The 13,015-nt window shown below is 63.4% G+C and carries 6 protein-coding genes and 1 tRNA gene; 2 read left to right on the forward strand and 5 right to left on the reverse strand.

Annotated features, from left to right (window positions below):
• The first annotated feature begins 3 nt into the window (after positions 1–3).
• Positions 4–2,166, forward strand: coding sequence for a PD40 domain-containing protein (locus KIT10_12575; protein ID MCW5900095.1), 2,163 nt, complete (start codon positions 4–6; stop codon positions 2,164–2,166).
• Here KIT10_12575 and KIT10_12580 read toward each other — a convergent pair.
• A complete protein-coding gene (locus KIT10_12580; GenBank protein ID MCW5900096.1) occupies positions 2,147–2,788 on the reverse strand; it encodes a polysaccharide deacetylase family protein in 642 nt (213 codons plus the stop codon). The genes KIT10_12575 and KIT10_12580 overlap by 20 nt on opposite strands.
• A 16-nt stretch (positions 2,789–2,804) precedes the next feature.
• Complete coding sequence (locus KIT10_12585; protein ID MCW5900097.1) at positions 2,805–6,212, reverse strand: DUF2723 domain-containing protein; 3,408 nt, start codon at positions 6,210–6,212, stop codon at positions 2,805–2,807.
• A 97-nt stretch (positions 6,213–6,309) separates the two neighbouring features.
• On the opposite strand from KIT10_12585, the gene KIT10_12590 reads away from it, so the two are divergent.
• Positions 6,310–6,382: transfer RNA gene (locus KIT10_12590), tRNA-Gln, on the forward strand.
• Between the two features lie 70 nt (positions 6,383–6,452).
• On the opposite strand, the gene KIT10_12595 is transcribed toward KIT10_12590, so the two are convergent.
• From KIT10_12595 to KIT10_12605, 3 genes are all read right to left on the reverse strand, one after another.
• On the reverse strand, positions 6,453–8,537 hold the full coding sequence (locus KIT10_12595; GenBank protein MCW5900098.1) for a T9SS type A sorting domain-containing protein: 2,085 nt from the start codon (positions 8,535–8,537) through the stop codon (positions 6,453–6,455).
• Between the two features lie 20 nt (positions 8,538–8,557).
• A complete protein-coding gene (locus KIT10_12600) occupies positions 8,558–10,633 on the reverse strand; it encodes a T9SS type A sorting domain-containing protein (protein MCW5900099.1) in 2,076 nt (691 codons plus the stop codon).
• 297 nt (positions 10,634–10,930) lie between these two features.
• On the reverse strand, positions 10,931–13,000 hold the full coding sequence (locus tag KIT10_12605) for a T9SS type A sorting domain-containing protein (protein MCW5900100.1): 2,070 nt from the start codon (positions 12,998–13,000) through the stop codon (positions 10,931–10,933).
• Positions 13,001–13,015 lie beyond the last annotated feature (15 nt).

The following is a 13,015-nucleotide window of genomic DNA, read 5'->3' on the forward strand; positions in this document are numbered from 1 at the left end:
CTCATGTTCACGCTGCTGGTTGGCTGCGCTGGCCACGTCTGCGGCCAGGCCGAGGGCTACATCCGCGAAGGTGACCGGCATTTCCAGCAGCTGGCCTTCGTGCGTGCCGTGGAGGCGTACAGCACGGCCGCCGAACTGGGCGCGGTGAACGAGCACGTGGCCAAGCGCCTCGCGGAAAGCCACATGCGTTTGGGCGCGATGGAGGAGGCGGAGAAATGGTACGCCGTGGTGGTGAAGTACCTGAACCGCGAGCCGCGCGACATGTACAACTACGCCCAGGCGCTGAAGAGCAACGGGCGCTACGACGAGGCGGAGGAATGGATGGACCGCTACCTCGCATCACGCGGGGTGGATGGGCCCAACCGAAGCAACATCAGCGGCTTCGCGCGCAAGTTCACGCAGGAGGAGGAACGCTTCTCCATCAAGCCCGTGGGGATCAACACGCCCTACAGCGACATGGCCGCCACCTGGTTCGATGAGGGCCGCGTGATCTTCGTCTCGGCACGCAGCAAGCGCGTGGCCATGGACCGCCGTGCCGCCTGGAACGGACAGCCCTTCATGGACCTCTATGTGGCCGACAGGTCGGAAGGCGGTGATCTGAGCGCGCCACGCCCCCTGAGGGGCAGGGTGAACAGCAGGAACCATGAAGGCCCTGCAACCTTGGGCGGTGGCGGCAACACCATCTGGTTCACGCGCACCAATCCGCAGCGCAGCGGACAGGGCATCCACCGGCTGAGTCTGTTCCAGGCGCGCCGGGATGGCGACGCGTTCGTCGCGCCGGAGCCATTCCTCTACAACAACAGCGAGGTGTCGATCGGGCATCCCGCCGTGTCGCCCGATGGCGACGTGCTCTACTTCGTGAGCGATATGCCAGGCGGCTATGGTGGCACGGACCTCTACGTGGTGCGCATGCAGGGCGGCCAATGGGGCGAACCGGAGAATCTGGGACCGCTGATCAATACGCCGTACAATGAAGTGTTCCCCTTCCTCGCGGCGGACGGCACCTTGTACTTCTCATCCAATGGGCATCCGGGACTTGGCGGCCTGGACATTCTCGCCGCACGCCCCGACGGCAAAGGCGGATTCAGGTCGCCGATCAACGTGGGTGCTCCGGTGAACGGCCCACGGGATGATTTCGCCTTCGTGATCGACGCCACCGGCAGCCGGGGCTACTTCAGCAGCGACAGGCCGGGCGGTGCGGGCAGCGATGACATCTACAGTTTCGTGATGCTCGCCCCCTTGGAGCAACGTTTCATGTGCACGGGCCTGGTGATCGATGAGGAGTACGACATACCCGTGATCGCCTCAGAGGTATTCCTATATGGTGCCAACGGGCAGCTGATCGCCACCACGCTCACCAACGCGCGCGGCGAGTACGCCTTCACCGTGGAAAAGGACCGCGAGTACAAGCTGGTGGCCAAGCTCAAAGGCCGCTTCGATGGCGAGCAGGCGCTGAGCACCGATCGCATCGAGCAGGAACAGATCATCACACGCGACATCCGCCTGGTGGCCGATGCAGGCATCTGGTTGCGCGGCACCGTGCGCCCGCGTGAGCGCCCCGGATTCCTCTCTGGCATGACCGTGAGCGTGGTGAACCTGAGCAGTTTCCACGCGGACAGCAAGACCACCGGCCCCGGCGGTGATTTCAGTTTCCGCCTGCAGGGCAACGAGGAGTTCGAAGTGCTCTTCGAGATGCCCGGCTATTTCAGTCAAAGCGTTCCGTTGTCCACCATCGGCATGCGGCAGGGCATCATCGACCTCAACGAGGCGCGAGAGCTGGTCTTCGATCCGATGGTCATCGGGGAGCCCGTCGCCTTGAAGCATATACGTTGGGAACGCGGTGAGGCCAGGTTGGATCCCATCGCACGCACCGAGCTGGACGCGTTGGCGGAACGGATGCTGGTGAACCCCGGCATCAGGATCGAAGTGGCCGTGCACAGCGATGCGCGCGGTGAAGGAGGGGATGATCAGCGCCTCACGCAGAAACGGGCCGAGGCCATCGTGGACCATCTGCGGGGCAAGGGTGTGCCACGCGATCGCTTGACCGCCAAGGGATACGGCGCCACAAAGCTGCTGAACCATTGCGCGCCCGGTGTGGGATGTTCCGAGGAGGAACACGCCGTGAACCGGCGCAATGAGTACATCGTCACCGCGATCGAGCCGTGACGCCCATGTCTTCGGGGATCGCCGGGAACCTGTAGCCGCTTTCTTTCAGCGATCGCAACGCTTCGGGCAGCGCATACCGCAGCCGGTCCCAGGCCTTCACACTATCGTGGAACACCACGATGGAACCCGGGCGTACGTTGTCGATCACGTTGTGGAGGCAGCGTTCCCCATCGATCGCGGTGTCGAAGTCGCCACTGAGCACGTCCCACATCACCAGGCGGTACTTCGCACGCAGCGCGCGCGTCAGGCGCGGCGTGATCCTGCCATATGGCGGCCTGAACAGGGCCGTTCGGGTGAACACCTGGCAGCGTGCCACATCGCGCAGGTAGACGCCGTGTGCGGTGCGCCAACCATCGCGGTGGCCCCAGGTATGGTTGCCCACCGTGTGGCCTTCCCCGCGGATACGGTCCATCAACTGGGGGTGGGCGGCCGCATTGGCGCCCACGCAGAAGAAGGTGGCCTTGGCGTCGTGCGCGCGCAGCAAGTCCAGCACCCAGGGGGTCACTTCGGGGACAGGCCCATCGTCGAAGGTGATATGCACCGCACGCGCATCGCCCGGGATCCGCCAGGTGATACCCCGGAACAGCGCGGGCACCGGGGCGGGGATGCGCACGGTGTACATGCCCGGGGTCCAGCGCTCAGAAGCGCATTCGTGTGGTGCGACGTTTGGCGGCCTCCAGTTCCATCAGCTTCCCCTCGTACGCCTCCTCCACCTCTTCAAAACGCTTCACCAGCGTGTCGCTGAAGGCCGGCTCCAAGGTGTCTCCGCGCAGTATCGCTTCCACCGAAGGCAGCGGCGCATAGCGGCTGGCCACGCTCGTCAATCGGCCCATCACCGCATGCGTGATGGCCATCTCGTTCTCCACGCGTGCGGCGAACCGGGGCTCCAGACTGAGGAAGTAGGTCATGTTGCGCTCCATCAGATCGAAGAGGCGCTCGTTCAACTCGTTGCCTTTGATGGTGTCGCCCAAAGCGTAATAGGCTTCCACCGTGGGCAGCAGGATGCGATCGAAGGGCACGTTGTGCGCAGGCATCTTCTCCAGCGACAGGTCCAGGATGGTGCGGGCCTCGTCCATGCGGCCTTCGGTGATCAGCGCCTCGGCCAGGCTGCTCAACTGGAGGCGCAGGTTGGTGGTCATGCGCAGGATGTTCTCGTCGAGGTAGATCTCGTTCGCGCTGTCCATGTTGCCCCAGAGGAACTTTTCGGTCACGTTGTGGTACATCGCGTCCGTGGCCACGCGCCCATGCAGGTTCGGATTGGGATTGGGCGTGTACACCGGCACCAACCGGTAGGTGAGGCCCTCCAACTGGAAGTGGTCCTGGAGATTGATGTAGCTGTCCGGTCCGGTGGTGACGGCGAAATAGATGGGCCGGTCCCAGTTGAAGTTGCTCAGCAGGTCGAGGACCATCAGGTGGTTCTTCAGCAGCACCTGGCGGTTGATGCGCCAGTTGATGGCGGACACGTAGGCGGACGTGTCCTTGGCCTGCAGCGTGCCGTTGGAGAAGACATGGGCGCTGTCCACCGGCAGACTGAAGCGGTCGGTGGGGAACCAGGCGTCCTTCTGGCCGCGCTGGAAGATGGGCTGCATGTTGCGGTCGTTGGAGATGAAGGCCATCATTTCACGCACGTCGCGGTAGGCCTCACGGTCGCCCTGGGGGATCAGCGCCACCACATCGCGTGTGCCCTGGCGGTACTTCTCCGGGTCCATGGCGAAGGGCACCGGATCGCTCGTGTAGGCCTTGCGCCGCATCTGGTCGATGTACCAGTCGGTGTTCAGCAGGCTGAGGTTCACCACGCGGATGTCCGTGCGAATGCCTTCCACCTCCTGCGCGTACCACAGCGGGAAGGTGTCGTTGTCCCCATTGGTGAAGAGGATGGCGTTGGGCTCGCAGCTTTCCAGGTAGTTGTGCGCCAGGTCGCGAGCGGGTTTGCGCTCGCTGCGGTCGTGGTCGTCCCAGCCGTCGGCCACCATCACGGCGGGTACGATGAGACCCACCGCCGTGGCGAGCAGACCGTGCAGCACCTCGCTGCGCAGAGACCGGCCCAGGAAGTGGAAGAGGAACAAGGCAGCGCCGCCCAATGCGCCCATGTAGAGGATGGCATAGGAAACCGAATGGTCCTCGCCCCATTCCAACAGGTACTTGAGCATGCCCAGGCCCAAGGCCGCACCGGTACCGATGGCCAGCTCGCGCCGTGTGATGGATCGGGCCGCGTCATACAGCGCGTACACGCCCAGGCCTATCCAGATGGCGAAGGCGTAGAACGAACCCACGTAGGCATAATCGCGTTCGCGCGGCTGATAGGGCGTCTGGTTCAGGTATATGACGATGGCGATGCCGGTGAAGAAGAACAGGAGCATCACCACGGACCAGTCGCGCAGATGGCGCACCAGCTGGTACACCAGCCCGATGACCCCCAGCAGCAGGGGCAGCAGGTAGAATTTGTTGTGGCCCTTGTTGTCCGCGATACTCGGCGGCAGGTGGTCCTGGTTGCCCAGGCGCTGCGCATCGATGGCCTTGATGCCACTGATCCAGTTTCCGTCCAGGATGCCGCCATGGCCCTGCACGTCGTTCTGGCGGCCGGCGAAGTTCCACATGAAGTAGCGCCAGTACATCCAGTTCATCTGGTAGTCGATGAAATAGCGCAGGTTCTCGCCCATGGTGGGCTTGTGTATGATGGTGGGCCGGCCCTCGCGGTCGGTGGTGCGGATGGGCACGCCCTTGAAGCCGCTCCATTCCTTGTAGGCTTCCGTGTGGCCGCGCTGGGCGCTGTACATGCGCGGGAAGAGCATGGTGAACTCCGGGTCATAGACCACCTCGGTGCCCTTGCGCGGATCGGTGATGATGTACTGGTTGTCGATCGTATGCCCCGGGGTCGTCTCCAGGAAGTGCTTCGCGCTCCAACGGTCGTAGAACTTGCGCACCTCGCGGCCGTCCTTCTTCGCGATCCAGGTGGCGGTGTACACGGGGTTGCCATCGCGCCGTTCGCTGGCGTAGGGCGAATCCCAGAACTGGCCCATCAACAGCGGCCTGTCGCCGTACTGCTCTCGATTCAGGTAGCTCAGCAGGTTGAAGACGTTCTCCGGGTTGTTCTCGTCGATCGGTGGGTTGGCCGCGCTGCGGATCACGATCATGGCGTACGTGCTGTAGCCGATCAGGATCACGGTGACGCCCAGCACGATGGTGTTGAGCAGTACGCGGCCCTTGCTTTGGGACCACCGAAGGGTCCACACGATGGCGCCGATCAGCAGCAGGGCGTAGATCAGGTTGCCCGTGTTGAAGGGCAGCCCCATTTCATTGACGAAGAGGAGTTCGAACCGGCCCGCCAGACGCACGATGCCCGGGATGATGAGCGTCTGGATGGCGCCGAGGATGACCGCCGACACCACGAAGGTGATGCCGATGCCCGTGGGCGTGACCTGGTATCGCTTGAAGTAGTAGACGAAGGCGATGGCCGGGATGCAGAGCAGGTTCAGCAGGTGCACACCGATGCTCAGGCCCATCAGGTAGGCGATCAGGATCAGCCAGCGGGTGCTGTGGGGCTGGTCGGCCTCGCTTTCCCATTTCAGGATGGCCCAGAACACGATGGCCGTGAAGAAGCTGGAGAGGGCGTAGACCTCACCCTCCACGGCGCTGAACCAGAAGCTGTCGCTCCAGGTGTAGGCCAGGGCGCCCACGATGCCGCTGCCCAGTACGGCGATCAACGCCCCGGTGGTCAGTTCGGCGCCATCGCGGGTGGCCAGCTTGTGGGCCATGTGGGTGATGCTCCAGAAGAGGAAGAGGATGGTGAAGGCACTGGCGAGCGCACTGAGCACGTTCACCGCCACGGGCACATGCTCGGGCGCCACGAAGAAGCTGCTCACGCGCGCCAGGATCATGAACAGGGGCGCTCCGGGCGGGTGTCCTACCTGCAGCTTGTGGGCCGTGGCGATGAATTCGCCGCAATCCCAGAAACTGGCCGTGGGTTCGATGGTGGAGACATAGGTCCATGCGGCCACCAGGAACACGGCCCAGCCGGTGAGGATGTTGAGCTTCTTGAAGTCCATCGGGAGGGATCGCTTGCGAGAAGCGGCGAAAGTACCAAAGTCCCAACGGGCACGCCGGTCGTGCATTCGATCGATCGTGTTAATTTCGCCGCTCGATTGGCCGATGGTGTAACTGGCAACACGTCTGATTTTGGTTCAGAAGAGTCTAGGTTCGAGCCCTAGTCGGCCAACATGGAATGAACGAAGCCCCGCATCCGCGGGGCTTCGTCGTTCTTGAGGTGCCTTGGTGCGGGGCCGCGCCTATTCCACCACGAAGCGGCTCACCCGGCTGCCATGGGGGCTTTGCAGGCGGACGAAGTACACCCCGCTGGCCAGGCCATGCAGGGACAGGTCCATCCGTTGGACGCCGGCCGGGAGCATGCCGCCATGTGGGGCCAGCAGCAGGCGGCCCAGGCCATCCAGCACTTCCAGCCGCGCCATGCCCGCTTGTGGCAGGTCGAAGATCACCTGCGCCGTACCATGTGCCGGGTTGGGCACCACGGCCAGGGCGCCGTCGGCCAGGCCGGAGAACTCTTCCAGGCCCACGACCTCGCCATTCAGGTTGATGTCGTCCAGGTAGACGTTGTTGCCACCATAGCTCTCGAATTCGAACTTGACCCTGAAGTCGCTCACGTGGTAGGCGGCGCTCACGTTGGTCACTTCGCTGTACATCCACTGCTCCGGGCCGCTGGGCACGAAGCTCGCCGTCATGGGTGCGCCAGCGGTGTTCAGGTTCTGCGTGCCGCGCAACTGCTGACGCATGCTCCAGGTGGCGCCGCAGTTGTTGCTCACCCAGATGCGCAGGCGATCGTCACTGGAACTGTTGCGCTGGGCATAGGCGTAACGGAAGGAGAGGCGCACCTCGCTCTCACCGCTCATGTCCAGCGGCTGCGAGATCAGCTCGTCCTTGCGGCCGTTCATGGCCGAGGTGTTCAGGATGCGCACGCTCTTGTCCCCGGTGAAGGCCGCGGCATTGGTCAGGGTCCAGGTATTGTCGTTGTCCGGGTTGGCCAGCATCCAGTCCGAATCACCCAGGTTCGCATAGGCCTCGAAACCTTCCTCGAAGGGAACCGCGGCGCCGGGATCGGGAAGCACGGTGATGCAGGCCTCCTGCGTCACCTCCATGGTGTTGGTGCCATCGCTCACCTGGAGTGTCACGGGATAGACGCCCGCTGCGGCATAGGTCACCGTCGGGTAGAGTTCCGAGGAGGTCGCCGGTGTTCCACCGGGGAATGACCAGGTGCGGCTCTGCACGCCGTTGTAACTCAGGTCCGTGTAGGTCACCGAGCCGCCCGCGCAGATGGTCTGGCGGTCTCCCTTGAATTGCGCCAGGCAGAGTTGCGGCTCCTGGTCCACGCCGGTGAGTGTGAGATTCGCGGGTTGCCAAAGGTTGTTGCGCTGTGCGGTGCTGCTGTTCAGCGCGGCGATCATGCGCGCGGCCTGTCCATTGGTGAACATCTTGCTGCAGTAGGAATACTCCATGTAGTTCTCCACGTTGTCCAAGGACCCGCAGCTGGTGCCCTGGGTGAAACAGGTGGTCCAGCCGATGGTGTTGGGCGTGTCGGCCACCTGGTCGTCCCCGTTGCAGTTGCTCTCCAAGCCGGGGTTGTTGCTGTTGCCCCAGGCGTGCCGCAGGTTGATCCAATGCCCCACCTCGTGGGTGAGCACCCGCGAGCGGCTGGGGTGGCCCGTGCCGATGCTGCCCACGTAGGTGTGCTGCACCACGATACCGTCGCCGCTGGGGTTGTTGTGGAAGGCGCTCGGATAGTTGGTGTAGCCCGCCGCCCCGTTCGCGCTGGCGGCCACCCACACGTTCATGTAGCGGTTGCGCGGCCACTGGATCAATGCCTTCATCGCGTTGTCACCTTGGTAGGTGAGGGTGCTCACCGTGCGGGTGATGCCGTTGGTGCAGTTGCCCTGGGGGTCCTTCTGTGCCAGCCGGAACTCCACGCCCACGTCGGCCACGATGCTCAGGAACTCGGCCTTCACGCTGGTCCAGTCGGGATTCAGCTTGTTGAAGTCGTCGTTCAGGATGCGGATCGCGTCGTAGAGCTGGTCGTCGTTGATGTTCTCGCTCCCGTTGTTGTGGATGATGTGGAAGACCACCGGGATGATGAACGGCTGGCGCTGTCCGTCCTGGTACTGGGCCACGAATTCGGCCGTGAAGGCTTCCAATTCGGCTTCCGCCTGTGCGATGCGCGCGATCTCCGCCGGATCGCCACCGTGCAGATAGTGGAACAGGTCGGCGTCGTTGTTCTTGCAGGGCAGCATGCCGTCCTGTTGTGCGATGGCGTTGTTGCCTGCGGCCGCGATGGCCGTTGCGATGATGATGGTCGCGATCCTCATGGTCGTCTTCCTTGGGGCGTTCATTGTTTCACGAAGCGGACGACTTCCTGGCGGTCGCCCTGCACCAGGCGCACCAGGTAGACCCCGGCATTGAGCGTGTTCACAGGGATCTCCACCCGGTGGGGCCCCGTGGCATGCTGGCCGTCACGCAACACGTGCGTCACACGTCCCAGCATGTCCAGCACCTCCAACCTCGTCATGCCCGGGCTTTGCAGGTCGTAGACCACGGTGGCCATGTCTTCGGCCGGGTTGGGCACCACCATCAGGGCGCCATCGCCCAGCAGCAGTTCGCCCATGCCCACGGGCATGCCGTTGACGTTGATGTCGTCCAGGTAGATGTTGTTGCCGCCGTAGCTCTCGAACTCGAACTTGAAGCGGAAGTCGGCCACATGGTAGGCGGCGCTCACGTTCGTCACTTCGGTGTATCCCCATTGGCCGGGGCCATTCGGTACGAAGCTGGTCTGCATGGGCGCACCGGCCGTATTGAGCGAAATGGTGCCGCGCAGTTGCTGGCGCATGCTCCAGGTGGCTCCGCAGTTGTTGCTCACCCACACCCGCAGGCGGTCGTCGCTACCGCTGGTGCGCTGGGCGAAGGCGTAGCGGTAGGAGATGCGCACCTCGTCCGCCCCGCTCATGTCCACGGGCTGCGAAAGCAGTTCGTCCTTGCGGCCGTTCATCGCGGCCGTATTCAGTATGCGCACGCTCTTGTCGCCGGTGAATGCCGCCGCGTTGTTCAGCGTCCAGGTGTTGTCGTTGTCCGGGTTGGCCACCACCCAGGGTGAGTCGTTCAGCGCGGCATAGGCCTCGAAACCATCCTCATGCGGCACGGGCACGCCGGGGCTTGGCAGCACCGTCACGGCCTGTTGCATGGTGGTGCTCATCGTGTTCACCCCATCGCTCACGGTGAGCGTCACCTGATAGGTCCCGGGTTCGGCGTAGGTCACCGTGGGGTTGGCCGAGGTGCTGGTGGCGGGTGTTCCGCCAGGGAATTCCCAGGTGCGGCTGGTGACCGCATGGAAGCTGAGATCCTGGAAGGTGATGGAGCCACCGGCGCAGAAAGTGTTCGACCCGTGGCTGAATTCCGCCGCGCACAGGGCGTCGGGCAGCAGCACGCCGGTGAGTTGAAGCGTGTTGGGCTGCCAAAGGGTGCTTCGCTGGGCGGTGCCGCTGTTCAGCGCGGCGATCATGCGCGTCTTCTGCCCGGTGGTGAACATCTTCGAGCAGTAGGAGTAGTCCATGTAGTTCTCCACGTTGTCCAGCGTGCTGCAGGTGACACCGTTCAGGTTGCAACTGGTCCAACCCATGGTGTTGGGCGTGTCGCTCACCTGGTCGTCGTCGCTGCAGTTGCTGGCCAGGCCGGGGTTGTTGCTGTTGCCCCAGGTGTGCATCAGGTTGATCCAATGCCCCACCTCGTGGGTGAGCGTGCGCGACTTGTAGGGCGAACTGGTGCCGATGCTGCCGGTGTAGCTGTGCAACAGCACGATGCCGTCCAGCGCCGGCGCATTGTTCACCGCGGCCGGCCGGTAGGTATATCCTGCGGCGCCATTCGCGCTGGCGGCCACCCATACGTTCAGGTAGCGGCTGCGCGGCCATTGGATCAGGTTCTTCATGGTCTGATCGCCCTGGTGGGTGAGCGCACTTTGGGTGCGCGTGATGCCCTTGGTGCAATTGCCATTGGGGTCCTTCTTCGCCAGGCGGAACTCGATGCCCACATCGGCCACCAGCCCAAGGAATTCGGGCTTCACATTGGACCAGTCGCTGTTGAGCTTGTTGAAGTCGTCATTCAGCACCCGCATGGCGTCGTACACCTGCTCGTCGCTGATGTTCTCCGGGCCATTGTCGTGTATGATATGGAACACCACCGAGATGATGTACGTGTTGCGCGCACCGTCCATCTCCGCTTCCGCGAAGAGCTGGGTGAACGCCTCCAACTGCGCTTCGTCCTGGGCCATGCGGGCCAGGTCCTCGGCGGTGGGGATGTAATGCGGAGCAGCCAGCGACAGGTCGTCGGCCAGACAGGGAAGGGGTTGGGCGGATTGTGCCAGGGCGGCGGCCGGGAGCAGAACGGCCGCTGCCAAGAGGGTCTTGAAGGTCATTTCGTGATCGAGGGTTCCGGGTTCAGATTCCTTGCGTTACGAATTTACCCCTTCCAAGCCGAGCGGCCTGTCACGGATCACGCCTTTGGTCACGGTGGTCTTGTGGTCCTGACCGGTGATCACCGGTGGGATCCCGTGCTGGATGCCACGCCATCCATGGCTGGTGCATGCTTCCTGAACGACCAAGTTCCGCTCCCATGCGACGAACGGTGGATCTAGCCGGGTGTGACGATCCTGTGACGATCACTGGTCAGCGCTGGCCGTGGAATGCTGCCGGTGTTGGCACGCGAAGGACGGTCACTCGATCACCAGGCGGGCCACCTGCTCCTGCCCCCCTGCACGAAGACGCAGGAAATACATGCCCGAGGAGCGGCTGGCCAGGGGGATTTCCAGGCGGTGCTCGCCAGCGGGAAGCGTTCCGGCATGCGGCACGGCCACCACCCGGCCCAGCACATCGATCAATTCAAGGGAGGCCTCGCCGGCGGCCCGTGTGATGAACCATGCCTGGGCCTGGTCCACTGCCGGATTGGGCACCACCAACAGGCCGCCACCGCCGAGTACGATCTCATCGAAGCCCACCGGCTGGTTGTTGATGTTGATGTCGTCCAGATAGATGTTGTTGCCACCGTTGCTCTCGAACTCGAAGCGCACGCGGAAGTTGGCCACATGGAAATTCGCGGGAATGTTGTCCACCACGGAATAGCCCCACTGGCCGGCATTGGGCACGAAATTGCCGCCCACGGGCGCCCCGGCGGTGTTGAGCGAGCCGTTGCCCGTGAGTTGCTGGCGCATGGTCCAGGTGTTGCCGCAATTGCTGCTCACATACACACGCAGACGGTCGTTGCTGGAGCTGTTGCGCTGCGCGTAGGCGTAGCGGAAGGAGATGGTCACCTGCTGCGCACCGGCCATGTTGACGGGTTGGGAAAAGAGGTCGTCCGTGCGGCCGTTCATCGTGGGCGCGTTCTGGATGCGCACGCTCTTGGTGCCGCTGTGGGCCGCCGCAGTATTGATCGACCAGGTGTTGTCCCCGTTCGGGTTGAAGACGCTCCACGGTGATGCGTCCAGCGTGGCGTAGCTCTCGAAACCTTCCACGAAGGGTGCTCCTGTGGTCTGCATCACCTTCACCAATTGCGGCACGGTGGTGCTCACATTGCCGCTGGCATTGGTCGCGGTGAGCGTCACGGCGTAATTGCCCGGGGTGTTGTAGGTCACCGTCTGGGTGGCCGAGGTACTGGTGGCCGGGCTGCCGCCGGGGAATTGCCAACTGCGCCCGGTGGCCCCGAAATAGCTCTGGTCCGTGAAGGTCACCGTGCTGCCCTGGCAGATCTCCGGCTTGGTGTTGATGAACACCGCTTTGCAGAGCGTTTCGGCATCGAACACGCCGGTGAGTTGCAGGTTGGCGGCCTGCCAAAGGTTGTTGCGCTGGGCCACGCTGCTGTTCAAGGCGGCGATCATGCGGGTCTTCTGGCCGTTGGTGAACATCTTGTAGCAGAACCCATAGTCCATGTAGTTCTCCACGTTGTCCAGCGACCCACAGGTGTTTCCGTTCAGGTTGCAGCTCACCCATCCGATGGTGTTGGGGGTGTCGGCCACCTGGTCGTCGTCGTTGCAGTTGCCCGGCAACAAGGGGTCGTTGGAATCGCCCCAGGTGTGCATCAAGTTGATCCAGTGGCCCACTTCATGGGTGAGTACACGCGAGTTGCCCACATTGCTGGTGCCGATGCTGCCCGTGAAATTGTGCAGGATCACGATGCCATCGGCCTCGGCCCAGTCGGCCACCGCGAAAGGCCGGTAGGTGTAGCCCGAGGTCCCTGGGGAATTCGCATAGGCCGAGACCCAGATGTTGAGGTAGCGGTTCCTCGGCCATTGGATCAGACCCTTCATGGCCTGGTTGCCCTGGCTGGTCAGATGGCTCACCGTGCGGGTGATGCCGTTGGTGCAATTGCCCTGCGGGTCCTTCTTCGCCAGGCGGAACTCCACGCCCACGTCGGCCACGATGCCCAGGAACTCCGGCTTCACGGTCGGCCAGTCCGGATTCTGCTTGTTGAAGTCCTCGTTCAGGATCCGCATCGCGTCGTGGATCTGCGCGTCGGTGATGTTCTCCGGGCCGTAGTTGTGGATGATGTGGAAAACCACGGGGATGACGTAAGAACCGCGCTCCGCGTCTTCACCCTCCGCAGCGAAGGCCTGGGTGAAGGCCTCCAATTGTTGGTCGGTCGCCTGCATGCGGGCCAGGTCTTCCTCGGAGGGGATGTAGTCCGGTGCCGCAGGGCTGAAGTCGTCCACCAGACAGCGGAAGTGGGGTGCATCCTGTGCCTGGGTGAGGGTGATCAGCAGAAATAACAGCGCGGATAGGAGGTTACGCATGATCATGGCACTCTA

The organism is Flavobacteriales bacterium, from assembly GCA_026129465.1.
In the GTDB taxonomy this organism is placed as follows: domain Bacteria; phylum Bacteroidota; class Bacteroidia; order Flavobacteriales_F; family PHOS-HE28; genus PHOS-HE28.